The organism is Bradyrhizobium sp. CCBAU 45394, from assembly GCF_028128655.1.
Classification (GTDB): Bacteria; Pseudomonadota; Alphaproteobacteria; order Rhizobiales; family Xanthobacteraceae; genus Bradyrhizobium; species Bradyrhizobium diazoefficiens.
The window spans coordinates 23,935-48,336 of the sequence record NZ_LBIX01000169.1 but is presented as its reverse complement, the minus strand read 5'-3'; the positions used below and the strand labels follow the sequence as shown (position 1 = coordinate 48,336).

Annotated in this window: 24 protein-coding genes; 14 read left to right on the top strand and 10 right to left on the bottom strand. The window is 62.9% G+C overall.

Annotated elements, in window-relative coordinates; translation table 11 throughout:
• The first annotated feature begins 18 nt into the window (after positions 1-18).
• The 7 genes from WN73_RS26165 to WN73_RS26135 all read left to right on the top strand — a co-directional run bounded on the left by WN73_RS26165 (position 19) and on the right by WN73_RS26135 (position 7,195).
• Positions 19-495, top strand: coding sequence for a chemotaxis protein CheW (locus WN73_RS26165; protein ID WP_028174296.1), 477 nt, complete (start codon positions 19-21; stop codon positions 493-495).
• 59 nt (positions 496-554) lie between these two features.
• Entirely contained in the window at positions 555-2,360 is a 1,806-nt protein-coding gene (locus tag WN73_RS26160; RefSeq protein WP_028174297.1) for a methyl-accepting chemotaxis protein, read from the top strand.
• Between the two features lie 125 nt (positions 2,361-2,485).
• A complete protein-coding gene (locus tag WN73_RS26155; protein ID WP_011085135.1) occupies positions 2,486-3,340 on the top strand; it encodes a CheR family methyltransferase in 855 nt (284 codons plus the stop codon).
• Positions 3,341-3,356: 16 nt separating this feature from the next.
• Positions 3,357-4,448: a protein-glutamate methylesterase/protein-glutamine glutaminase gene (locus tag WN73_RS26150; protein WP_011085136.1), complete on the top strand. Its 1,092-nt coding sequence runs from the start codon at positions 3,357-3,359 to the stop codon at positions 4,446-4,448.
• A 5-nt stretch (positions 4,449-4,453) separates the two neighbouring features.
• Positions 4,454-6,181 carry a chemotaxis protein gene (locus WN73_RS26145; RefSeq protein ID WP_028174298.1) on the top strand — a complete coding sequence of 576 codons (1,728 nt, stop codon included), beginning with the start codon at positions 4,454-4,456 and terminating at the stop codon, positions 6,179-6,181.
• A 149-nt stretch (positions 6,182-6,330) separates the two neighbouring features.
• Complete coding sequence (locus WN73_RS26140) at positions 6,331-6,801, top strand: hypothetical protein (RefSeq protein WP_028174299.1); 471 nt, start codon at positions 6,331-6,333, stop codon at positions 6,799-6,801.
• Between the two features lie 109 nt (positions 6,802-6,910).
• Positions 6,911-7,195, top strand: a complete 285-nt coding sequence (locus tag WN73_RS26135) for a hypothetical protein (RefSeq protein ID WP_028174300.1) — start codon at positions 6,911-6,913, stop codon at positions 7,193-7,195.
• A 17-nt stretch (positions 7,196-7,212) separates the two neighbouring features.
• Here WN73_RS26135 and WN73_RS26130 read toward each other — a convergent pair whose 3' ends face one another.
• Both WN73_RS26130 and WN73_RS26125 read right to left on the bottom strand, forming a co-directional pair.
• Entirely contained in the window at positions 7,213-7,578 is a 366-nt protein-coding gene (locus WN73_RS26130; protein WP_028174301.1) for a VanZ family protein, read from the bottom strand.
• 930 nt (positions 7,579-8,508) lie between these two features.
• Positions 8,509-8,694: a hypothetical protein gene (locus WN73_RS26125; RefSeq protein ID WP_131234219.1), complete on the bottom strand. Its 186-nt coding sequence runs from the start codon at positions 8,692-8,694 to the stop codon at positions 8,509-8,511.
• Between the two features lie 493 nt (positions 8,695-9,187).
• On the opposite strand from WN73_RS26125, the gene WN73_RS26120 reads away from it, so the two are divergent.
• The 3 genes from WN73_RS26120 to WN73_RS26110 all read left to right on the top strand — a co-directional run bounded on the left by WN73_RS26120 (position 9,188) and on the right by WN73_RS26110 (position 10,614).
• Entirely contained in the window at positions 9,188-9,631 is a 444-nt protein-coding gene (locus WN73_RS26120) for a hypothetical protein (RefSeq protein WP_162185812.1), read from the top strand.
• Positions 9,632-9,837: 206 nt separating this feature from the next.
• Positions 9,838-10,140, top strand: coding sequence for a hypothetical protein (locus WN73_RS26115; RefSeq protein WP_028174304.1), 303 nt, complete (start codon positions 9,838-9,840; stop codon positions 10,138-10,140).
• Positions 10,141-10,191: 51 nt separating this feature from the next.
• The gene (locus tag WN73_RS26110) at positions 10,192-10,614 is read left to right on the top strand and encodes a hypothetical protein (RefSeq protein WP_028174305.1); all 423 of its coding nucleotides are present in this window, start codon (positions 10,192-10,194) and stop codon (positions 10,612-10,614) included.
• A 24-nt stretch (positions 10,615-10,638) separates the two neighbouring features.
• Here the strand turns inward: WN73_RS26110 and WN73_RS26105 are convergent, their stop codons facing one another.
• Both WN73_RS26105 and WN73_RS26100 read right to left on the bottom strand, forming a co-directional pair.
• Entirely contained in the window at positions 10,639-11,373 is a 735-nt protein-coding gene (locus tag WN73_RS26105; RefSeq protein WP_011085143.1) for a metallophosphoesterase family protein, read from the bottom strand.
• Positions 11,374-11,522: 149 nt separating this feature from the next.
• Positions 11,523-11,801, bottom strand: coding sequence for a hypothetical protein (locus WN73_RS26100; protein WP_231166650.1), 279 nt, complete (start codon positions 11,799-11,801; stop codon positions 11,523-11,525).
• 345 nt (positions 11,802-12,146) lie between these two features.
• Between WN73_RS26100 and WN73_RS26095 the strand changes: the two genes are divergently transcribed.
• The 3 genes from WN73_RS26095 to WN73_RS26085 all read left to right on the top strand — a co-directional run bounded on the left by WN73_RS26095 (position 12,147) and on the right by WN73_RS26085 (position 16,000).
• Positions 12,147-13,571, top strand: a complete 1,425-nt coding sequence (locus WN73_RS26095; protein WP_011085145.1) for an undecaprenyl-phosphate glucose phosphotransferase — start codon at positions 12,147-12,149, stop codon at positions 13,569-13,571.
• A 170-nt stretch (positions 13,572-13,741) separates the two neighbouring features.
• Positions 13,742-14,806, top strand: a complete 1,065-nt coding sequence (locus WN73_RS26090; protein WP_232585924.1) for a glycosyl hydrolase 53 family protein — start codon at positions 13,742-13,744, stop codon at positions 14,804-14,806.
• Between the two features lie 33 nt (positions 14,807-14,839).
• Positions 14,840-16,000, top strand: a complete 1,161-nt coding sequence (locus WN73_RS26085; protein WP_038966607.1) for an acyltransferase family protein — start codon at positions 14,840-14,842, stop codon at positions 15,998-16,000.
• Positions 16,001-16,066: 66 nt separating this feature from the next.
• Here the strand turns inward: WN73_RS26085 and WN73_RS26080 are convergent, their stop codons facing one another.
• The 6 genes from WN73_RS26080 to WN73_RS26055 all read right to left on the bottom strand — a co-directional run bounded on the left by WN73_RS26080 (position 16,067) and on the right by WN73_RS26055 (position 22,927).
• Positions 16,067-16,867 carry a hypothetical protein gene (locus WN73_RS26080; protein WP_028174308.1) on the bottom strand — a complete coding sequence of 267 codons (801 nt, stop codon included), beginning with the start codon at positions 16,865-16,867 and terminating at the stop codon, positions 16,067-16,069.
• Positions 16,851-19,061, bottom strand: a complete 2,211-nt coding sequence (locus tag WN73_RS26075) for a GNVR domain-containing protein (RefSeq protein ID WP_028174309.1) — start codon at positions 19,059-19,061, stop codon at positions 16,851-16,853. The genes WN73_RS26080 and WN73_RS26075 overlap by 17 nt, the downstream gene beginning before the upstream one ends.
• Before the next feature lie 20 nt (positions 19,062-19,081).
• Positions 19,082-19,639, bottom strand: coding sequence for a hypothetical protein (locus WN73_RS26070; protein ID WP_231166652.1), 558 nt, complete (start codon positions 19,637-19,639; stop codon positions 19,082-19,084).
• A gap of 346 nt (positions 19,640-19,985) precedes the next feature.
• Positions 19,986-20,624, bottom strand: coding sequence for a transglutaminase-like cysteine peptidase (locus WN73_RS26065; protein WP_028174310.1), 639 nt, complete (start codon positions 20,622-20,624; stop codon positions 19,986-19,988).
• A 159-nt stretch (positions 20,625-20,783) separates the two neighbouring features.
• Positions 20,784-21,452 (bottom strand): hypothetical protein, encoded by a 669-nt coding sequence (locus WN73_RS26060; protein WP_271555329.1) that lies wholly within the window; start codon positions 21,450-21,452, stop codon positions 20,784-20,786.
• A gap of 5 nt (positions 21,453-21,457) precedes the next feature.
• Positions 21,458-22,927 (bottom strand): O-antigen ligase family protein, encoded by a 1,470-nt coding sequence (locus WN73_RS26055; protein WP_271555328.1) that lies wholly within the window; start codon positions 22,925-22,927, stop codon positions 21,458-21,460.
• A 279-nt stretch (positions 22,928-23,206) separates the two neighbouring features.
• Here WN73_RS26055 and WN73_RS26050 point away from each other — a divergent pair, with 279 nt between their 5' ends.
• The gene (locus WN73_RS26050; RefSeq protein WP_271555327.1) at positions 23,207-24,397 is read left to right on the top strand and encodes an acyltransferase family protein; all 1,191 of its coding nucleotides are present in this window, start codon (positions 23,207-23,209) and stop codon (positions 24,395-24,397) included.
• Positions 24,398-24,402: the final 5 nt, after the last annotated feature.

Genomic DNA, 24,402 nt, shown 5'->3' with positions numbered 1-24,402 from the left:
GGACCCCTGGACTGCAGCATGGCCGCAACCTCGCAATATCTGACGCTCGGACTCGCCGGCGAGACGTTCGGCATCAGCATCCGCAACGTCCGCGAAATTCTCGACATGCGTCCGATCTCGCGGCTGCCGCATGCGCCGAACTTCCTGCTCGGCATGATCGACGTGCGCGGCAGCGGCTATCCGATCGTGGACCTCCGGACCAAGCTCGGCCTGCCGAGCGTGGCGACGACCGAGGCGACCCGCATCATCATCCTCGACGTGCCGATGAAGGACCGTCTGGTCGGTGTCGGCTTCGTCGCCGATTGCGTGTTCGAGGTCACCGACATCGACGAGCAGGCGATCGAGCCCATCCCCGAGGTCGGTGGCAAATGGCAATCCGACTACGCCGCCGGCATCGGCCGCAAGGGCGAGAAATTCGTCGTGATCTTCGATCTCGCCAAGCTGATGGCGCATGACGAGATCCCGGAAGGGCGCGATGCGCCCCGCGCCGCCTGAGTTTGCAAGAGTAAGCATGGTCAAGCGTATGCCCCCCAATTCGAACCAACGAGATTGACATGAGATTTACCGTCAAAGCCAAGCTTGCCAGCGCCTTCGGCGTCGTCATCCTGCTCTCCATGATCGCCGGCGCGGTCGGCTATGTGAAGCTGTCGGACATGGTCGGCACCACCGAGACTCTGGTTAGCCGCGCGGGCCGCATGGAAAAGGCCGCGGAACTCAAGGAAGGCATCCTGTTTCTGGTGCGCGCCGAAAAGAACTCGATCCTCGCGGCGACCGATGCTGAATACGATCAGTTCGTAGCCGACCTCGCCAAGAATCGCGAAGCGCTCATCAAGTCCAAGGACGAGATCCACGCCGCCGCCAGCGAAGGCGGCAAGAAACTGATGGAGAACTTCTCCACGGCGTTTGCCAAGCTGAGCGCCTATCAGGATGAGACGGTCAGGCTCGCGAAGTCCGACAAGCCGAAGGCCCTGGACCGGTCCATGCATGACGGCCGCAAGGTCGTCGCGGACGCGCTGGAAGCAGCCGACGGCTACATCAAGAACGTCAAGAAGAACATGGCGGAGCAGGCCGAGCAGTCCAAGCAGGACGGCGCCCGCGCCGAAATGCTGCTGATGAGCCTGGTCATTGCCTCGCTCCTGATCGCCGCTGTTGCCGCCACCTGGATCGCCCTCAACATCAGCCGCGCGCTGGCACAGGCCGTCGGCCTCGCCGACGCGGTGGCGATCGGCGATCTCAGCCGTAAGATCGAGTCGTCCAGCAATGACGAGATCGGCGATCTCATCAAATCGCTGAATGCGATGACCGTGAACCTGAACGCCACTGCGGCCGTCGCCAACGAGATTGCGCAGGGCAATCTCATGGTTGAGGCCAAGCCGCAGTCGGACAAGGACACGCTGGGCCTTGCCCTCGAGCGCATGGTGGAAAAGCTCCGCCAGATCGTGTCGGAAGCTCTGACGGCGGCGCAGAACGTCTCTGCCGGCAGTCAGGAGCTTTCCGCGAGCGCCGAGCAGCTTTCGCAGGGCGCGACCGAGCAGGCCTCGTCCGCCGAGGAAGCCTCGTCCTCGATGGAGGAGATGGCCTCGAACGTGAAGCAGAACGCCGACAACGCCAACCAGACCGAGAAGATCGCCGCGCAGTCGGCCAAGGACGCGGAGGCCAGCGGCGCGGCCGTCGGACGCGCCGTCAACGCGATGCAGACCATCGCCGAGAAGATTACCATCGTGCAGGAGATCGCGCGCCAGACCGACCTGCTCGCGCTGAACGCGGCGGTCGAAGCCGCGCGCGCCGGCGAGCACGGCAAGGGCTTTGCAGTCGTCGCTTCCGAAGTGCGCAAGCTTGCCGAGCGCAGCCAGGCTGCGGCGGCCGAGATCGGCACGCTCTCGACTGAAACAGTCAAGGTCGCGCAGGAAGCCGGCAATATGCTTGCCAAGCTCGTCCCTGATATCAAGAAGACCGCCGAGCTGGTCGAGGAGATCACCGCGGCCTGCCGCGAGCAGGACGTCGGTTCGGCCCAGATCAACCAGGCGATCCAGCAGCTCGACAAGGTCGGCCAGCAGAACGCCAGCGCTTCCGAGCAGGTGTCCTCGACCTCGGAGGAGCTCGCCTCGCAGGCCGAGCAGCTCCAGTCCACTATCGCTTATTTCCGCATCGAGCAGGGTGGAAAGGGCCGCGCGGCCGCACCGATCGACCGGGCGGTCAATCAGTTGCGCGCCAAGGCGGCCACCATGGCGGCCGTCGAGCGCCCGGCCAGGAAGCCGCCGGCCAAGCCCGCGCGTGCCATGAAGGTTGCGGGCGGCGGTGGCTTCGCCTTCGACATGAACGACGGCGAGGACGATCGGGACGCCGATTTCCAGCGCTAAGGCTCTCTGAGGGATCGGCCCCCACCGGGGGCCGATCTGTGATTGCGTAAACGTGTAGGATTCAAGATGGCCCGGGTGGCCCGACATTCAGTGCAGGCGGCCATCTCGGACCGGGGCCGGCGACCATGATGCCCGCCGTGCAGGACATGGCCGTGCATCTGTCGGACCGCCACTTCCGGACCATTGCCGAATTGATCGAGGGCCAGGTCGGCATCAAGCTGCCGCAAGGCAAGCGGCTGATGCTGGAGGGGCGGCTGCACAAGCGCGTGCGCGCGCTGAACTTCTCCGACCTCAACGAATATGTCGACAACCTGTTCGGGGCGGAGCATTTCGACACCGAGCTCACCCATTTGATCGATGTGGTGACGACCAACAAGACCGACTTCTTCCGCGAGCCCCAGCACTTCACTTTCATGCGGGACGTCGCAATCCCGGCCCTGCTCAAATTGCATGGACGGAAGAACGCGAACCTGAAGATCTGGAGCTCGGCGAGCTCCACCGGCATGGAAGCCTACACGACCGCGATGGTGCTGGACGACATGACGCGGAACGGCTCGCGGTTTCAGTACCGCATCCTCGGGACCGACATCTCGACCGCGGTGCTGCGCCTTGCCAAGACCGCGATCTACACCCGCGACGTTCTCGCGCCGGTGCCGGAGCCCTTCGTGAAGCGGTACTTCCTGTCGTCGCGGGACAAGTCGCGCGGCGAGGTGCGGGTGGTGCCGGAATTGCGGCGCATGACGCATTTCATGCGGATGAACCTCATGGATGCGTCCTATCCCGTCGACCGCGACGTCGACATCATCTTTTGCCGCAACGTCCTGATTTATTTCGAGCGCGAGACGCAGCGCAAGGTGATCGAGCAATTGTGCAGCCATTTGCGGCCCGGCGGCTATCTGCTGGTCGGACATTCGGAATCGATGATTCACAGTGCAGTGCCGGGTTTGAAGCAAGTTCAGCCAACCATTTTCAAGGTCTAGCCGGAGCGCAACCAGAATGCCGAGGGAGAAAGTTCGCGTGCTGATCGTGGACGATTCGGCGTCGGTGCGCCAAATCCTTCAGACGATCCTCAATGACGATCCGGACATCGAGGTGATGGGGACCGCGTCCGACCCGTTCGCAGCCGCGCGCCGCCTCCAGAACGAGATCCCCGACGTCATGATCCTCGACATCGAGATGCCGCGCATGGACGGCATGACGTTCCTGCGCAAGATCATGGCGCAACGTCCGATCCCGGTGATCATCTGCTCCTCGCTGACCGAAGAAGGCTCGAACGTGATGTTCGAGGCGTTCGAGGCGGGCGCGGTCGACATCGTGCCGAAGCCGAAGATCGACACGCGGCAGGCGCTGCTCGAATGCTCCACGCGGCTGCGCGAGGCCGTCAAGTCGGCGGCGCGCGCCCGCGTGCGCCCGCGTGCGGAGCGCCGGGTGGTCGAGAAGAAGCTGACGGCCGACGCCATCATCCCGCCGCCGGTGCAGGGCAAGGTCCGGCCGACGACGGAGCGCATCGTGTGCATCGGCGCATCGACGGGCGGCACCGAGGCGCTCAACGACGTCCTCGAGATGCTGCCGCCGCACTGCCCTCCGCTTCTCATCGTCCAGCACATGCCGGCGGGGTTCACCGCGGCGTTTGCCAGACGTCTCGACAGCGTCTGCCAGATCCGGGTCAAGGAGGCCGAGGACGGCGAGCCGGTGCTGCCGGGCAGCGCCTATATTGCCCCGGGCGCCCGTCACATGCTGCTTCAGCGTATCGGGCTGCGCTACCAGATTGCGATCAAGGACGGTCCGCCGGTGTCGCGGCATCGCCCCTCAGTCGACGTGCTGTTCCGCTCGGCGGCCCAGCACGCCGGCGCCAACGCGCTCGGCGTCATCATGACCGGCATGGGCGACGATGGCGCGCGCGGAATGCTGGAGATGCGCAAGCTCGGCGCCTCGACGCGAGCACAGGATGAAGACAGCTGCGTGGTGTTCGGCATGCCCAAGGAAGCCATCGCCCATGGCGGGGTCGAGAAGGTCGTGCCGCTGCACCATATTCCGCGCGAGATCATGCTCTGGTATCAGGCCGGGCACGTCGCGGTGGCAGGTTGATTGCAATGTCCGCCATTCCGGCCACCACGCTCACTGAAGCGACCGCGGCGATCGAGGATGTCTCGTCGCGCATCGAGGATGTCTTTGCGCGCGTCGGTCGGGAGCTCGGTCGCGGCCACATCATCTTCAAGGAGCTGAACCAGGGCCTCGCCACGCTCTCCGAGGAGCTCTCCGGCGCCGAGATCGAGGGCGCCGCGACCGCGCTGCAGGAGATCGCCGCGCGGCTCAGCGAGCTGGCGCAGACGCTGCCGGCCGAGAGCGCACTGCTTGCGACGATCGGCAAGAGTACGGAGGAGGCGTCCTCGCTGCTCAAACCGCTGTTCAAGCACATCGGAATGATCACCATCATCGCGCGCAGCGCGCGGATCGAGGCGGCTTCGCTCGATGGCGACCGTGAAGGCTTTCTCGCCTTTACGCAGGAAGCCTACGATCTCGGCAAGGCCGTGCAGCGCTCGATCGAGGGCTGCGCACGGGACCAGCAACGTCTGTCGGAAGCCGTTGCCACCGCCTCCGGCCGGCAGAAGGAGTTCGAGAGCCGTTACGGGAACCAGCTGGTCTCGGAGAGCGCCGAGCTCGGCGAGGCCTATGGCGGATTGCGCGACCAGCGCAGCAAGAGCAGCCATGTCGCCGATCTCGCCAGCGCCAGCACCAGGAAGATCGCCGAGGCGGTCGGCAGCGCGATCATTTCCTTGCAGGCCGGCGACAGTACGCGCCAGCGTCTCGAGCATGTCTGTCACGGTTTCGGTCTTGCGTCAGGACCTTCACCAAGCCTCGTTCCCGAACCCGTCACGAGCGATGACGGCGCGCGCGCCATCTGCCTGTTGCAGGCCGCCCAGCTGAGGGACGCCCAGCGCGAGTTCGGTGGCGACATCGGCCAGATCGTTCGCGCGCTGGCGGCTATCTTGAATGATGCGGCCAGCGTCGTCGGCCACGGCCGCACCCTGTTCGGCGGTGAGGATGGCGGCTCGTCGTCGTTCCTGACGCGCATCAAGCAGATATTGGCGCATGCCTCGACCCTGATCGCCACCTGCGAGGGCGCCGGCCGTGCGGTCGATGACGCGCTGGCCATTGTCGAGGATACGCTGGCGAAATTTCGCCAGGCGATCGCCGGGCTCGCCGATGCGACCGTCGACATCACCCTGATCGGGATGAATGCCGGTCTCAAGGCAAGCCATCTCGGCAGCCGCGGCAGCGCCTTCGTCGTGATCGCCAACGAGCTCAAGGCGACTGCGGACCAGGTTTCGGCGGGGGCGGGGCGCCTCCGGCCCGTGCTCGACGGCATCGAGCGCTCGGCCAAGGCACTGAAGGAGCTTCGCGTGCAGGGCGATCCCACGCAGCTTGCCAACCTCGAGCCGCAGATCCTCCAGGCGCTGCGCGAGGTCGAGGCCGGCAACGAACGGCTCGACAAGCTGATGAGCCGGCTCGTCGACGAGGGAGCGGAATTCGAGAGCCTGATGAATTCGGCGCAAGGCCTGATGAGCAAGCTCGGCGAAAGCTCCGCGACTTTGCCTGCGGTGGCCGCGCGCCTCGAGACTGCGAGTGCGGTCGCCCGGCGGCCGCAACCGGGTGCGCAGGACGAGGCCATGCTCGACGATCTCTTCGCGCGCTACACGATGGAGCGCGAGCGGGACGTCCACCGGGAGTTCCTGCAAACGCTCGGGCTTGCGTCGGTCGCCGCCACGCGGCGCGTCGAGGCGGTCGAGACCGCCGACGACGGCATAGAATTGTTTTGACGTCGGTGCCGTCGCGTCGCGCGCCGGCGGCAATTCGATGGATCGGGTTTTCGGGGCGTTAACCCTGCCGAAAGCGCTGGCGGTTTGGTCATTGTCGCGCCCCAGAGTTGGTTGCAAATACCCGTCAATTTTCACGCCGAGAAATTCGTATGTTGAGAGACGGCAAATACGCTGCCTGGTTCAGGACGCCGCGCGGCCAGGGCACCGGCGTCGTGGATCTGATCGAGGGCCGGATCTCGGGTAGCGACAGCTTCTTCACCTATGGTGGCTCTTATCGTGTCAATGAGAAGCACTTCTCGGCCGTCTTGACCGTGAACCGGCACACCGATGGTCCGCCGAGCGTGTTCGGGCCGGACGAGGTCGAGGTCGATCTTGCGGGTGTGTGCAATGGCCTGGTCGCGACCTGCTCGGGCACGGCCAAGGAAGCACCCGACGTCAAATTCGAGGCGACGCTGATCTACAGCCAGGAAGATGCGCCTGCCGCCGACGCTCGATGCGCGGTCGTGAAGCTCAATGCCGACAAATTGCCCAAGAATCTCGACAGCCGCTCCCGGCCGCGCCATCCATTTGCGTCGCCCAAGGATACAGCAAAGGATACAGCAAAGGATCCCGCGTCTTAGCTTTGCATTGACGCTGTTGTCGCGAAAACCCTTCGTCACCGCATTGCGGCAACCGTGCCTTTAGAGGTGAAATCTAGGTTGAGGTCCATAACAAAAGACGGACAGGGACATGCCTCAAATCTGGATGACATATGACGAACTCGCGACGCTCAACGGCTGTAGTGCTGCCGAAGCCCGGCTTCAGGCGCAGCATCTGTCGCTCGATCGCCGCAAGAGTCGCGACGGTAACACCCGCGTCAAGCTGAACCTCGCCTTGATGGCCCGGTTCTTCGAGACCATTCGCGAAGCCGAATTCGGTCTCGATGATGCGATCGCGGCGTTGCGTGAAACCCATCGGCAGATGTCGGGAGTTCTCGCGACCCAGCAGGAGAGCCTCAGGCGCGGAGTGGCGTAGGTCGGCCGTCGGCCGCGCTAAGACGGCGGCCTTGGCAGGAAAGCCAGGATGGTTTGGGCCAGAAGGACGCCGACGGTGCCGCCGGCGGCCTTTTGCAGCACATCGATGAGCCGCGGATCACGATCCGGCGTCACCGCCTGCATAACCTCGAGACCGACTGCAACGGCCACCACAAACGCGCAAGCCAGTTTGACGCGCCCCGGCAGCAGGAACGACAGCAGGAAGCCCAACAGGCCGTAGGCGCTGAAGCGCTCGATGACGACGACCGAGTAGGCCTCCGCATGGCCCATGAGCGCCGGCCTGCCCGCGAGCTTGGCCAGCGTGGCATAGATGATGAGCGCGAGGCAGATTCCGGCGGCTGCGATGAGATGGTTGCGGCGCATGGCGCCAACATAACCGGTCGGCCCGCTGGTCGGTTTCGAAAGCCAGGAACATCGTTAAGGTTCATAAACCTTCGCGGGCATGAACCGAGGTTCACGAGCGAACGGCAGAGACGGCCCATTTCGGCGGTTGCGCATCTGACGACGTCAAGCGTGGCGATGCAGTCGCGATTTCATGCTGAATTGGCTGGGGGCGTCATCAACCCGCCGGCTCCCTGGTCTTGTGACCCACAATCTCACGGCCACGAACAGGATGTTGATGCCAAGCCAGATCGACATCACGATCAGGAAAGAGCTTGCCATGGCGCCGCCTCCCGCATTCCTTTCGGGAACAATGCGGGGCGCGGTCGAGAGTTCCGGCTTTGCGGAGGAGCAGCCGATCGTCCCTGCCCAAATTCTCGTCATTGACGAGCCGGGCCAGGCACGAAGCCGCGCGCCTGACCGCATGACGAAGTCGTCGGCAGGAGGGCGACGTTCAGCGCCGATTGTAGGACCAGCCCTTGTCGACATCGGTCGGGTAGTGGGCTGCGAAGTACGGATTCTTGAGGCAGTTTCGCGCAGGATCATAGATCCAGTCCGCGCACTCGCGGTAATTCAGAAATCTGCAATCGAAGCCAAAGGCACACCATGGCGCACCATTCGGAAATCCGAACCGCACGGGGACTTGCGCCGACGCCATCGAGGGCAGAGCCAGGAGCAAAGCTACAGCCAGTGCGCGGGACAACATGATCCATTCCTCCAACAAACGATCGGGCGGACATCGAAGCCCGTCGATGATCGATCTTCATCGCCGGGCAGCTTAACATCCAGGCGCGGAGAGATCGAGTGTGCTGAAGGCGTTCGGGCTGCGTCGATTGGCGGCTTTCCGCTCACCGGTCGATCGGGCAGGCGCGCACGTCCGTGAACTGTCGCGCACGGCCGGCGCGACGGACGCTAGTTCTTCTTGGTGCCCTTGGATTTCAGCGACAGGCCGAGACGCAAGGCCATGCGCTTGATCGCATCGGGCGAGCGACCGAGAAGCTTTGCCGCCTCTTCCAGCGAAGTCGAAGACTTGGCCAACTCCATCAGCCGGCGGTCTTCCTTGAACGACCAGGGCCTGCGCGCCATAACCGAATTCATCCTCTCGTCGACACAACGACAAAGCCGCCAAGCGGACCCATGTTCGCTCGACGGCTTTGCTTGGGTGGGGCCGGGCTTGGGGCAGCCCGGTGTGAAGATGGATATGCGATCCCTCGGCATTCGCAACAAACAACGCGGATTAAGCTAACCGCTCAACCTTACCGCGATGAAATCGGCGCGCGGCGCTCCGTAGTACCACGGTGTTTTTGTGAACCGCGGTCGATCCGCGCGCTCCGACAGCCGCGATCGAGGATGTTCTGTCATCATGTCCGGCTGTCGCAGAGCCAGCGGACGGCCTTCGCCAAGCCCGCTTTCGAAGCCTCGCGGGGACGCCGGCCGGGCTCGCGTCCGGCCTTGCCGGAATCCACGGCGTCGCGGAGATCGTGGCCGGAGCGATCCGCCACGAAGCCGGCCTCGTCGCGTACCCGTTGTGCGGAGCCGGGTCGCCGCATCCTCGACTGACGGGCGCCGCGCCATACCCGGAGACATCATCTTGCAGCGATCACTTGATCTTGCCGCGATCACCTGCGCGCGATTGCAGAATCGTCGTCGCGGCGGCTGCGTCGCGCGGAATCAATTTGAATTGAATCACCGCGCGGTGTCGATCGCAACCGCTCCGAACGAGAAGCGATCCAATCGCGACGCCGCGCAAGGTGCAAGCAAATCCCGACAAGCAGCATTGCACTTCGCTCAGACGACTCGTCACGAGATCGTCGAATTCGTTCGGCTATGTTCGCGCGAACGGCGAAGAACAAATCAAACAAACAATCAGAAGACCGAGATGCTTCAGAGAGCGCGAGCGGCACTTCCCCTCACGAAGATCAGAGAGTGGGCATTCGAAGGCGCATTTTTCAGCGTTGCGCTGATTGCGATGGCGGGCTGGGTGTACTTCATCACGCTGTTGCTGGTGCGGTTGTTCCTCTGGTTCTTCGGCTGAGCGCGCGGCGGACCACTTCGCAAGCACGGTGCTGCCCAAAAAATCTCGGGCGTGGCAAGAAAATCAGCGGCGCTCATCATGATCTCGACACAACTCGAAGATGACACTGGCGCATCGTGTTGGCGATGGCGCGGACGTGTATTCCGATGATTTACAACCGGCGTGGCACGGTTGTAGGCAGGGGCGTGGATGCAGGGGAGTGGATCATGACGGGAACGCGGGTAGACGCCATCACCAGTTCGACGAACACGGCGCCGCGGCGCTATTTCGTCGATGCGGGTGGCCGGCGTGTCCTGATTGGCCTGACGCCCGAGGAGACGTTCGAGTTCGAGCGGCTCGACAGTGGCCAGGCGCCGGGCCGGGTGCAGGTCGCGTCCGGCGGCCGTGACGTGTGGCCGGATGCCGGTGAGCGGCGCCGGCTTGAGCTCTACGAGAAGCACGAGGGCGCCTGGAGGGCCTGGATGGCGCAAAGCCGCACCGAACGGCGCGAAGGCTTCAATCTTTATTAACCATCCCGGACCCATTTTCTGGTCTGGCGCCTCGAACCGGAAAGTGCACGCATGTTTCAGCTCTTCTTGCGGGCCCGCACCCATAACTTCCTGAAGGACCGTTTCGGGGGAGAGCAGACGTTCCGTGCGCGCTCGCCCGAGCGCGACGCCGAAACCGATCGTACGCGGATCGAAGCCATCATGATCGCGATCGAGGACGCGCTCCATGCGGCGGAGCGGGAGCAATCGGGCCTCAATCGCCGGGTGGAAGACGTGCTGGCGCGTGCGGCCGTGACCTTCGGCAACGGCGATGACGAATATCTCGAGCGCGAGGCGCTCGACAATCACCATCAGGATCTGTTCGACAAGGAGATCCTGAACGGCCAGCGCCGGCTCAAGGAGCTCGGTGCCTCGATCGCGCATTTCAAGTTCCTGAAGGCGGCGATGCTGAGCCGTTTTCCGGAATATCGGCCTCCGGCAAGCTCCACCAATTAGAGTGTGGCGCGCGAGCGTGGGCGGCTAGATCGCGAGCATGCTGTTGCCCTGGATGGACAGCAGCGTCAGATTTCCGGTGGCGTACGCCCCGGTATCGATGTTGGCGCGGTTCTCCAGCAGCTCGGCCTGCCGCACCGGCGTGTGGCCGTGCACGACATACTTGCCGAAACGCCTCTTGCTCTGGAGGAATTCGTCCCTGATCCACAACAGGTCGGATTCGCGCTGTTCGGAGAGCGGAATGCCCGGGCGCACTCCGGCATGGACGAAGAAGAAGTCGCCGCATGTGAATGTCGGCCGCAGCTGGCGCAGGAACGCGATGTGCTCCGGCGGCATCGCGGATGTGAGTTCGCGCACGAGATCGGACTGTTCGTCCTTGCTGAGGCCCGGCGCGGCCGACACGCCATACGACATCAGGGTCTGGAGTCCGCCGAACTGAAACCATTCGGTGGCGCGCGAGGGGTCCTCCAGCACCGAGGTGAAATAGGCCTCGTGATTGCCCTTGAGGAAGACCGTGTTGCGGCGGCGGCTGCGCCTGATCAGGAGGTCGAGGGTGTGGCGCGAGTCCGGTCCGCGATCGATGTAGTCGCCGAGGAAGACCTCGATCGCGCGATAGGGCCGGCTGTTCGCCATGTCCGCATCGATGACGGCAAACATCTGTTCGAGCAGGTGCGCGCAGCCGTGGATGTCGCTGAGCGCATAGATGCGCACGCCGTTCGGTAGCTTCGGCCGGGGCGAATTTCGGGGCGCTGTCGTGGGCATGGGGCCCAACTCTTTCAGAGAGCTTCGCCCGGGATGTCAATATGCTATCGACGGAATCGGGGTGCCAAGAGCCGCTTTTTTCCCGCCTTCTGATGCTGAAGGCTCATCAGAGCTCTGCGAACCGCCGATCCTTGCTGCTTCCAGGCCGACTAGCCGAAGCTCCGGCTGTCGAACGATGGCGCGGCCTTGCCGCGATAGGCTGATGCTCGCACGCGGACCAGAGCCGCGCCGCAGAAATAGCCAAACTGGAGCACCGCCGCAAAGACGAGAATCGTAACAACGGTGTGACCCGAATCATGTCCCTGCCAGACCGCGCCCGCGCCGAGGATCGCTGCACCGAGAATGATGGCAGGCGGCAGGATGAAGACTCGGAATCGGCCTCCCAGCAACGATCCGATCAGCAGGCTGAAGACGACGACGGTACTCACGACACAACTCCTCGAATTGGTCACGAGTGTTAATGGCCGCGGGCTAATAACGACTTAAGCGGCATGGTTGAACAGTCGTTCAAATGCGCGCGACGCGTGGCGCGAAAATGACGCGATTTGACAGAAATCGCGGCGCATTGCCCGCATAATTGTCACGTGTGTGACAGCAGTTTGAGCATTCTCTCGATGCGATACTGCGTTGCAGAAAAATCGATTTGATTTTTTCGGTGCACTGCCGCAATGTCGCTTTGTTTAGTTAAGATATACTTCGGCGCACGTCGAAAAATTTCGATCGATTTGCTCGCAATCGTGATTGCGGGTGCGTGACGAGGCAGCGAGGTTCGGATGGCTGTAGCAACTTACGGTTCGGAAAACTATTATTCGGCTATATCGAACCGACGCGGTGCCCTCCAGAGACCCCTCCAGGTGGCTTTGATCGCCGGCGACTTCCTCGCCGTGCTGCTCAGCTATTTCGTCGCGAGCGGTTTGTATCGCGTGCTTGTCGTCGAGCAGGATTCGTCCGTCGGAGCCGGTCTCGTCGTCGGCGCGGTATTCGTGACCATCGCCTATTTCCAGGGCGTCTACGATCATCACCGCCTGTTGAGTACGGTCTGGCAGCTGCGCAAGGCCCTGGCGGTCTGGCTGATCTCGTTGACCATCCTCGCGGTCGAGGCGTTCCTGCTCAAATCGTCCGCGGATCTGTCGCGCGGAACTACGCTGCTGTTCGCTGCGACCGGCGGCGTTGCCTTGGGCGGGCTCCGCGTGTTGTGGCGCCTGGCCCTGACCTCGAGCTATGCCAAGGGCCGTCTGGTCGATCGCAAGGTCGTGCTGCTCAGCCTCAAGCCGCTCGATTTCACCTCGACCCGCTTCAAGGATCTGCGCAAGCACGGCTTCAACGTCGTGCGGCATTTCGTGCTCGAGCCGTCCGAAGAGGGCGCAGGCTGGGACAGCGAGATTCGCGACATCATTCGTCAGGGCCGGACGGCGGACGTGGAAGAATATCTCCTGGTCATCGACTGGGACGAGATGCCGCTTCTCCAGAAGCTGAGCCAGCATCTGCGCGTCGTTCCCCAGCCGATTCGTCTCCTGCCGGATTTTCCGATCGCGGATCTGGTGTCGCGTCCGTTCCAGCCGGTCAGCGGCACGGTCGCGATTGAGATCCAGCGTGCGCCGCTCAGCGTGTTCGAGCAGGCGCAGAAGCGCTGCCTCGATATCGGCCTTGCCTCGTTCGCCCTGCTGTTGCTGGCGCCGCTGCTGGTGACGGCCGCGATCATGATCAAGCTCGATTCCAGGGGCAACGTGATCTTCAAGCAGTCCCGGCGCGGCTTCAACGGCAAGCAGTTCGAGATCTGGAAGTTCCGTTCCATGACGGTGGCGGAGAACGGTCATGTCGTCACGCAGGCGACGAAGAGCGACGCGCGTGTCACCCGTGTCGGCCGCGTGCTGCGTCGGACCAGCATCGACGAGCTGCCGCAGCTCTGGAACGTTCTTCGCGGCGAGATGTCGCTGGTCGGGCCGCGCCCGCACGCGCTTGCGCATGACAATTACTACGACCAGCTCATCAGCAATTACGTGTACCGGCATCACATGAAGCCGGGCCTGACCGGATGGGCCCAAGTCAACGGTTTCCGTGGCGAGACGCCGACCATCGATCTGATGGAAAAGCGGGTCGAGTATGACGTCTGGTACGTCAGCAACTGGAGCATCTGGCTCGACATCAGGATCATCCTGAAGACCGCGCTGGCGCTGATTCATCAGGAAGCCTACTGAGCCGGATTGAATCTGGCGCGCATTCGTCGCGCTGGATGCCGATCACGTCCGTGCGAGGCGGAGACGGCCTGCATCTTGCAGCACGCGATCTATCGCCCCCCATCGGCCATTGGAGCCACCGAAACGCGGAGCCTTGCAGATTGAGCCATCGCCTTGTCAGGTCAGCCCTCATGCTGTTGCTGCTCGCCGTCGCGGTTGTCGCGTCCTGCTCCGATGCGCTCGCATTGGAATGGGGCGTCGGCGGACCGCCGCAGAAGCGCAGGGATCTCGAGCCGATCTTTCAGCTGATGAAGGCGCGAGGGCTGACGCAATACAGGACTGGCCTCAATCTCACGCAGGATGCCGAGCCGGTCGAAGCGCCGATGTTCCGGAAAACCGTCGCGCTGGCCAAAAGATATTCGATCACGCTTCATCCTCTCATCAACTTCCCCTTCCGCTATGGCGACCGCACAGACAGAGGGCGCTATCCGAAGGGAGATGGGGAAGCCCTCTACAGGCAGGGTTACGATCGGACCTACGCGTTCGTCCGGCAGTTCAGCGCAGATGTCCTCGACTGGGAGCTGGAGAACGAGATCAACCTGCTCGCTCTCGATTCCGACGGGAAGAAGCTGTTCGGGCGCGGGATGACGGCGGCTGACTTCGAAATGCCGGTGATGGAGGACTGGGCCCAGGTGTTGCACGGCGCCTCCGATGCCATCGACCAGATCAATCGCGAGACCGGAAGCCATCTGCGCAAGGTGTTGAACACGACCTCGACGATGCTGGGCTTCCTGGACTTCATGGAGTCCAGGGGCGTGAAATACGACGTGATCTCCTACCACTATTACGAGGTGGCGGGGCAGAATCCGCATCGGCACTGGAATGGACGAAATTTGCCCTTCGACCTGTTCAAGAAGCTCGCGTCCTATCGCCGCCCGGTGACGTTCAACGAGGTCAATTGCGGCGAGATCTACAAGCCGGCCTATGGAAACCAGCCTGGCGATGCTCTGACGGAGCAATGCCTGCGGACGTTGCGGGACACCTTCCAATATCTGAAGAACCAGAAAGACGTCGAGATCGAAAGCGTCATGGTCTACGAGCTGTTCGACGAGCCGCAGAAGAAGCCTCCGGAGAACAGGTTTGGGCTGATGTACGAGATCGACAGGCCCAAGGTCGCGCTCTTTCTGCTCTCGGAGTTTGCGGGCGGCCGTCTGTCGGCTGAAGAATTGACAGAGTTGAGAACCAGGGGACTGTAGCTCTCGGTCTCCGTGCAAAGAGAAGAACCAGCAATGTCCCTACTTGGATCTGACCGCCCCAACGCCGAAAAGTCGGGCAGTATTCTAGGCTTCAACGGACTGCGCGGTCTTTCGGTCGTTCTGGTCTATCTCAATCACAAGTGCGGACTGCAGTTCTACTCAGGCAGCGTCGGCGTCTGGATCTTCTTCATCCTGAGCGGGTTCCTCATCATCGGCGAGCTCAACAGGCAGCGCAGCAAGGCCGAGACGGCCGCGTCCCGGCCTGCAGCGGAGATCGTCACCTTCTGGGTGAAGCGCGCGACGCGCATCTTTCCCGCATATTATGCGCTTCTCGCCATCCTGTTCCTGACCCGGGCGTATTTTCAGCACGCGGGGCCCGACCTCGGCTTCCGCTATCACGTCGTGTACCTGTCCAACTACTGGATCGGCAGCGTCATCGGCGGGACCGCAGGTCCCTTCGGCGTGCTCTGGACGCTCTCGGTCGAGCAGCAGTTTTACGTGGTCGCGCCCTTCCTGTTCATCCTGCTTCCCCTGGAGCGCCATTTCGTCACCTGCATGTGCGTCGTCGCCCTCGGGCTGGTCGGTCATTTCCTGATGTATTCGTCGGGCTTCAATCACACCGCCATCCACACCTTGTCGCCCTGGAATTTCAGCCTGATCGCGTTCGGTGGCGCGATCACGATCCTGCATCTGCACAGGCAAGGATGGGCTCCGAACGGAAACGGCACGTTCGCGTTTCTCCTCATTTTGGCGTTCGCGTTGTGCTCGAACGGCGTGATTTACGACGCGCCTTCGTATCTTTTCCCGGTGATCGACACTGCGATCGGGCTTTGCCTGGTCGCCCTGGTGTGGTGGGTTCGCGCCAACCAGGAAAGTGTCGTTGTTCACGCACTGGAGTGGAAGCCGCTCGAGCATCTCGGGAAGATCAGCTACGGCTTCTATCTCGTGCATAACTTCATCCCGAACCCGCTCGGTAAGGCGCTCACGCTCTATGGCGGGATGTCGGTGCCCAACAGCGTGAAGATCAGCGCGGGCGCAGCCATCGGCTTCGTGATCTCCTACGCGGTCGCGCATGTGTCCTGGAAGTACTTCGAGTCGCCGATCCTGCGCAGCCGCCGCGGGCTGACCAAGTTCTTCCTGCAATACCTGCCCGACAGCCCTTCCCAGGGCGTGCCGCGAACCGAACTCAAATAGGCGAGGTGTTTGCGTGGCGCCGAATGTCGCGGACATCGGCGCACACGCCGAGGGCCCCTGCCAACCTCAACGGCTCGTACGAACGCCGTCGCCGTCGGTTGGATAGCAGCGATGGCGGACCCGCAGGCCTTTCTCCGCGACGAAATGCGAGAACAGGTCCCGATCGGCTTCCGGCGCCGCGCAAGTGCGTTCGAGCAGCGCGACGCGCGCCTCCATGCCCGCCGCCTGATAGAGCGTGGCGGCGCTGGGGTACAGGCGGGCCTGGAAGATGTCGGCGAAGTCCTGTGTGGCGTAGTCCTTGAGCTCCGGCGAGACCGCGTTGAAGACGCGAAGAGCCAACGGTGCGCGGATGAGCTGGAGCCAGGCCTCGTGCGGCGCGAAGCGATAGGAAAGATCCAGCAACTCCGCTGTTCGCGGCCCGAAGCCGACCTGGCGGATTTCGGCCCAGTAGCGGCCGAACCAGCCCAGTCCTTCCGTCGGTGCGCACGTCAGCAACGCGAGGCTCGTGGACGCGACGGCGTCTGCGTCGATGTCGATCTGCTTCAGATCGCCTGCGCGGGTCGAGTCGTCGGCGATTGCGAGCTGGAGCAGCAGGAGTTCGCGCAGCGTCTTGGCGCTGCATAGCCGGCGGGCGGACGGCAGATTGTCCCCCACGATCCGCCTCAAGCGATCGGTTTCATAGCGTTCGCCGCGCGCCACGCGGCCGGCGATCTGCGGGACCGCGGGATTGGTCACATCCGGGACAACCGATGCGACCCAGACCAGCGCGACAGCGGCGAGAGCGATGGTCGAGCCGCGCAGAAGCCAGCGAAACGCGGATCCCGCCGGCTGCTGTGCCGGCGGCTCGGTGCTAGGCGCCCTCGACATAATAGCTGTTGTAGTGCGAGCCCTTGTACGCCTCGATCCGCTTCAGCATCTTCGGATTGGCGCGATTGAGCACGGCGCCCAGGAGCTTCTTCTGGATGCCCTCGGAGCTGGCCATCGATTCCTGGAGCGCATTGCGGCTCGTGCGGCCCCACTCGATCACGTAAACCATCGCATCGACGAGGTGGCTGACGGCCTTGGCGTCGGCCACCGGCATCACCGGCGCCAGATCGATGACGATGTACTCATACTCCTCGCGAACCACCGCGAGCAGGTCGGCCATCGACTTCGAGGCAATGACGTCCGCCGAGTTCACCATGCGCGAGGCGACGACGGAGGGCAGGAAGTCGAGCCCGCTCTCCTTGCTGCGCTGGATGTGGTAGCCGAACGAGTGCGGATCCTTGAGGGCTTCGACCAGACCGGTCTTGGAATGTGGAGCCAGCGCCCGCGTCAGCGAGCGAGTGTGAAGGTCGCCGTCGATCAGCAGCGTGCGGTGGCCGGTCAACGCGGTCAGATGACCGAAATTGGCGGCGACCGTGGTTTTTCCTTCCTTCGGCAGGGACGACAGGATGCCGATCACCTTGACCTCGCGCGAGAGGCGCGCGACGTCGATCGACACCTTGATGTTCCGCAGCGTCTCCGCAAACCGCGAGAACGGATGCTCGACGACGTAGCTCGATATGTTTGCTTCCGGATGATCCGCCGAGGCTCTCGCCGGGCGAATGTCGGGAAGGACGCCGAGGCATTTCACCCCGAGCTGGTCCTCGACGTCGTTCGGAGACCGCAGTACGTCGCTCATCAGCTCCTTCGTGAAGGCGGCGCCGAAGCCGAAACAGAGGCCGCCGAGCAGGCCGCCGGCCAGCGCCAGCAGCGTCTTGGGCGAGCTCTTCTTGTCAGGCTTGACCGCCGTGCTGATGATGCGCGCTTCGCTGATCGGGAAGCTCTGGTTCTGCGTCGCGTTCTGAAGCTTCTCGAGGAAGTTGTTGTAGAGGTTGCGATAGGTGTCCGCCGCGCTCTCGAGATCGCGCAGCTTGACCTGCGCCTGGCTGGTGCTGCCGGCCTGGGACACGAGATTCTTGAGGTTGTCCTCGAGTGCCGTCTCGCGGCTCTTGGCGATCTCGTATTCGCTGCGATACGCGTCCGCGATACGGCGCACTTCGTCCGCGATGGCCTTGCGCAGCTCGTCCATGCGGTTGGACAGGTTGACGGCCGCCTGGTGGGTCTTGCCGTAGCGGGTCGACCAATCGGCATATTGGGCCGCAAGGTCGAGATACTGGGCGCGCAGGCGGGTGATCACGGTGTTGTTGAGGGCGTCCGTCACCGTCGGCTGGACCAGGTCCTTGTCCAGCAACGCCTCGATCCGGTCGAGACGGGCCTTGGCCTCCGCGGTTGCCGCATGCGCGGCGATGAGCTGAGAGTTGACGTCGGCGAGCTGCTGCTCGCTCATCAGGCCCCGGCTGGTGCCGACGATGTTGTTCTGCGCCTTGAACGTTTGCACGGCGCGATCGCTCGCTGTCGCTTGCTCACGCAGCTCGGCGCTGCGTTGCTGGAGCCATTCGCCGGCGCGCTTGGTCGACTGATATTTCGCTTCCAGCGCGCCCACGATGTAGGCGTCCGCGATGGCGTTCGCGATCTGCGCCGCCTTGTTCGGATCGATCGAGCGGAAGTTCATCGAAAGGACATAGGTCGTCAGCACGCGCTCGACCTTGAGATTCTTCTGGAGCAGCTCGACCGCGCCACGCTCGACGCGCTCCTTGCTCGGAGGGCCATCCGATCCGAACATCGCGATGACCTTGCCGATGACCAGCGGAATCAATCCTGGGTCTGAACCGTTGAACTCCGAATCCTCGGTGAGCTTCAGGCGCCGGACGATCGACAGGAGCAGGTCGTCGGACTGGAGAATCTCGACCTGGCTGTCGACGAAGCCCGGGTCGATCAGCGCGTTGGCGGTTCCGCTGTCCTTGTCCAGCACCTGGGTCTGACGCGTATCCATCAGAATGCGCGCATTTGCCGTGTACATCGGCGTCGCAACGATCAGGTAGACGAGAACGAGCGCGAGCGTACCGGCCACGATGGCGACGATCAGCGGCCATTGGCGACGTACGATGTCCAGAGCGCGCTCGGCGCTAAGCGTCGTGCCACCGACCTCGATGGCATATCTCGGACGTTGCGGAAACTGGTCTCGTGGCTGAAACATCTCTGGGAATCTTGAGGTTGTCACTCAGGGAGGGGAACGGGCTTGAACGGGTCGGCGAGTTCGGTCTTCCATTCACCCGACATCAGGCCGGCGCCCTGGCTCGAGCCTGCCGGCTGGTTATTGGCTGTAGATGGGGCAGGGCTCCCCGAAGCGGGCGCAACCGCCGTATCCTGATCCGCGAAATATCCCTTAAGCACGGAGCCGTCGTGCAGCTTGGCGACGAATTCGCTGATCCTGCGCGCGACGTCGGGTTTGGTCGCGACGCAGCGCTCCTCGGCACGGTGAAGCCCGGCGCCGATTGCGATGCGATCGGCCTGGCTCGCCTCGCGCAACATGTCCCGGACCGGCTCGAGCGCCGCGATGTCGGTCACCAGCAGCCCGGTTAGCCGTCCCGAGAGCTTGTCCCTGTCGTTCTTCGACTGCCGCAACAGAACCGAGGGATCCGAGACGAAGGCACTGATCGCGGCCGATGGGGCGCGTTCGCCGCGATCGACGCATTGCGCATGCGCCGGCGTTGCAAACGCTGCGAACAGCGCAACGGCGACGGCAATCGGCGAAGCCCGGAGAGGACCACGCAACAAGCTATCGAGTTTGAGGAGGATCGCGCTCATATCTCGTTGCGAACTATGGATGGCGTATCGATTTAGACCGTAGGTCCTTGATGGCCCAAAACTATGTCAAATTCTTGTGCGGCGCAAAATATAACCCAGCGCGGACCGAATTGCCATCCTCCGCACCGCGATTCAACATCAACGAAGCTGCTGCTGCGATCAGACGCAGATTCAGCAAATGATTGCATCAAGGTCGCATGCCTTAAGCACGATTCTTAGGCAAACGCCATGGTCAAGACAAAGGCGAGGGAATGGTCCAGGGACCATCTCCTCGCGCCTGTCGATTGGGGGCGGGTAGAGTGGAACGCGCGATCTATTGGACGGTTCGCAGCATCGCGAGACGCGTGGCGCGCAGGCGCTCGCCATGCTCGCCGATCGCGACCCAGAATTGCGGGTTGCCGCCGGACTGCATCGAGATCCATTCATAGTCCGCCGCGTTCCAGGGGCGCACCGAAGCGGAAAGATTGTCGAGAACGAAGTCTCCGTCGGCGAGACGCGCGACCAGCACAAGGTGGCCCCTGCCGCCCGTCAGGACAACTGCAAGTCGCAGCGCCGATCTGGGCCAGCCCATCTCGATCAGCTGATGGCGCTTGGTGACCGCGTAGTCGTTGCAATCGCCGGCGGACGGCGCAAGCGTCCAGCGCGCCACCATCGGATTGGTGGATTTCTGCATCGGAGTGATGGACGCGTTGACCGAACTGTTGACCTCGCGCAGCATGCTCATTGCCCGCTCGCCCGAAGGCAGGGTCCGTTCGGCGGTGTCGGCGGCGCATTCGGTGTCGTAGTTCATGCAGAACTTGACGAATTGCAGCGGCGCGAGCGCATTGTCGTACTCGCTGATGAATGCGCGCTTTGCCTGGTTTTGTGAACCGTCGTTCAGCGTGTCGGCCTTGGCTGCCGCACCGGCCGTCGCGACCCCGATCGCAACCAGCGATTTGATAATCCAGCTCATGACATCCCCATTTCGCGTTTTCTTTTTGACGCTACGGGTATCTCACAAACGATTTGAGCTTTGGTTCCGCGGAAATTTACAATTGTAGCGAAATCGGCCGGTCTCGAGACCGGCCGGGCAGGGGTGGTTAATCCGCTGTCAACGCGGCGGTTCCAGTCGTCAACGCGACGGGCTTACGGAGGTCAGAACCGCGGTCGACGTCGCTGCAAACAGCGTTTGCGTCTGCGACTGGGCGCTGCCGCCGCTCTGATTCAGCACCACGGGCACGGTCGAGGTTGCCGCGCCACCGCGCGCCTCCGCGGCGGTCGAGCCCGGTCCGCCTCCGGCAGTGGTTTCGCCCGTCGGATCGGCGCCCGCCGTCACTTCGGTGGCGATATCGCCGGTGATGCTGGTGAACGACTGGATCAGATCGGGATTGTCTGTCTTGAGAACCGCCTGCTGGATCAGCTGGGCAACCTGAGGCTGCGTCAGCACGCAAGTGGAAGCCGCAGTGCCGAGTCCGGCGCCGATGGCGCGGCTCTGATCCGCGCTGCTGGCCTTCGCTAATGAGGCAATGCCCTCGACGGTCTCGGGACGTGCGGTCAAAAGGTCGCGGACAGCCGATGCGAGACCGCCCTGGCCGTCCTTGAACTGATCGAGCAGGCCTCCGGGATTGGCCAGAAAGTCGGTGGCTCGCTCCGCGGAAACGATTCCGGTGTTGGCGATACAGCCTGCACTCACGCCGGTCGCAGCAAATGCAGCCGGCGACCCACCAAATAATGTTAGTGCTCCGACAACCACAGCGAAGCGCTTACCAGAATTCCAACTCATTGCCCTGCCCATTTCCATTCTTTTTACTTTAACTCGATTTGCGCAGATTTGCCACGTTCTTTTCGCAATTGTGACGGCAGCGATTGCGCGAGGCCACATCCGACGATAGCCGCGAAAAACACGCCATATCCTGGGATTTGCAGTGAAAAATCGATGCAGCTATGTGATACGCCCAATACGGCGACGCTCGCGCCGATGACGGGTATGTAGCGATCGCGCTTCCTGCGCCAGCTTCCGGTAAGCAAATGGTAAAAGTACCAGAGGCTGACGAGCGCGATCACGGCAAAGGCGGGAATGCCCAATTCGACGGCAATTTCCACCGGCGTGCTGTGGGCGCGATCCCAGATGCCGAGACTGCCGAGCACTGTGGGTCTGTAGGCGGGAAAAACAGCCTCGAAATTGCCGAGCCCGATTCCGAGCAGCCGATGATCGGCGATGATCCCTAATGAGGCCTGGTAGGCTGCAATCCTCTGGGGATCGATCAGCCCATGTTCGACGATTCGCCCTGCGACGAGGCCGCCGACGAGTTGCAGGAGCACGAGCCCTGCAGCCGCCGAGCCGCCAAGGACCAGCCATTTCCGCGATCTGCCGAGTTCGAGCGGCACGAGATAGAGGATGATGGCCAGCACGAATGTGCCGACCGACAGCAGAAGGCCCGCGCGCGATCCGGTCATGGCAAGCGCAATCGTGCAGATCGCGAAGCCCGCGCCAAGCGCCACCGGCGTGGAGAGCATCTGCTCCAGCTGCGCTCGCCAATCCGGTTGCTCCGGCGGCCCGCTCTCCTGGCGGTGCATAGTGCGCAGGAGCGGCACCAGAAACAGCAGGGCGCAGGTGCCCCAGAACGTCGCCGCCGTGTTTCGGTTGACAAACGTTCCCGTGACGAAGCCGAGATAGGCTTCCTTCTGCCGGAATAGGACCACGTCAGGCGCGATCAGCTCCGCCAGGATTCCGTAGAGTGCATACAGGCACCCGGCCCATGCCAGTATTCGTAGCAGCGAACGGGCAGCTCTCGCATCGCTTGCAAGAATCACCGCGCGCGTGAAGGCGAGTGACAGCAGCAGGACCGACCCGAACGCCAACCACGGTCCGCGTGCGGTCATCGAAAGGAGGTCAGGCAGGGCAAGACCGAACGACCGTCGCGGCAGTTCCCAGATGGTTGCGGATTGTGCAGGAGGGCCGCTCCACATTTGCAACGTGACGATGACGCCCACTGTCGCGACGGCCACTGCCGCCGGAATCAGCAGCATGGCGTTGCGACGGCTCACCGCTGAGAGATCGGCGGTCAGCAGGCTGCAAACGAGCAGAAAATTCCAGAAGCAAATCCACGCGAGGTCGAGGGATCCGAGCGGAAGTGGCGCCAGCACAAACACGGCTGCGGCGAAAAATCGCGATATCGCGCCCAAAGGCCCCTCTGTCGTTCTGCTCAGCGCCGACGGAGCTATCAGAACCTCGCATGAGATCAAGTTAATGCGAGCTGGCGTGTTGACCGTCATTCGCACGATTGCACGGAATGCGGCGGAGGTTCGCGCGCGCAGCCCTGATCTGTTCCAAACGCAATGCCCGTTGCCTCACGAAAGCTGAATTGAAGTTTATGAGCACGTTGCCGAAGCCGGAGCACAGATGTGTCCGGCTTCTTGCTGCCGCATCTTGTGTGCAGTGTCCGGCGCCGGAGATCGGCGGTTCGGCTCTTTTCAGTTGAATAAACCACCCGGTGGAGGCATTATATTGCACCGCAGCATTTCGCTTTGGTCGAATCGTAGAGCGTCTTTCACGTGCTAGCTCATCAAACAAAGGCGCACTACGTTCCACTGGACAGCGTCCGCGGCCTCGCCGCCCTCTGCGTGGTCGTCCATCACTTCGTCGGATCGGATCCGCTCGCCGCTGCGCTGCCTCACCGCGCCTGGATCGACGTCGCGTTCTTTCACAATTCCTGGCTCTTCGTCGATTTGTTCTTCGTGCTGAGCGGCATCGTGATCTCGATGAGCTACGTTCAGTCGGAATTCAGCGAGTTCGACTTCCGAACGTTTACCCTGCGTCGGATCGCACGCATCTATCCGCTGCACATCGTCATGCTGTTCGCGTTTCTGGCGTTCCGCCTGATGCGGCTATCGCTGACCGAAATGGGCCTGCTGCACTTCTCCACCAACGAATCGGCGGATCTCCAGGTTAACAACGTGTACTCGTTCGTCGCGAACGTGTTTTTGCTCCATGCCATGGGCGTGCTCGACTATCTGAGCTGGAACGGCCCGAGCTGGAGCATCAGCGCCGAATTCTACACCTACATTGTATTCGCCGGCGTCGTCGTCATGGCGCAGCGCCTCGGCTACATCAGGCTCGTCTATGTCCTCAGTGCCGTGCTGGCCGTCCTGGGCGCGGCGCTCATCATCTTCGTGCTCAAGAATGAAACGCTTGATTTCCAGACCAACGGCTTCACCCGATGCTTTCTGGGTTTCTTCATCGGCGTGCTCACGCTTCGCTTCGTCACCGGGAGAGGCCGCGCGGTGAGCCCTCTCGTTCAGTCGGCTTGCCAGATTGGACTGGCCGCCGTTGCCGTCGTGCTGGTCTGTGTCGTCGGCTTCGATGAACGGCTCAGCTTCGTCGCGCCGGTCGTTTTCGCCGCTCTGCTGGGCTCGCTGATGGCGTTTCCCGAGCGGCTCCTGCCGAAGCTGTTGTCTGTTCGACCCCTGGTGTGGTTGGGCAAGCGCTCCTATTCGATCTACATGGTGCACGCCCTCGTCCTCGTTCTCATCCAGTACTTCGCGCGGGGCGTGGGGCCGGCGCGTCTGCAGATGGTGGACAACCTTCTTCCCGGACTGGCGGCGTCGCTGCTGCTGGCCGTCTTCGTCGTGGCCGTGCTTGCGCTTTCCAACTTCACCTATCTCCGGGTCGAGATGCCCGGTTCGCGGTTCGTGCTTCGGCTGTTCAGCCGCCGTGCCGTTCCCTCTGTTGCCGCGGCGGAGTGAGGCGC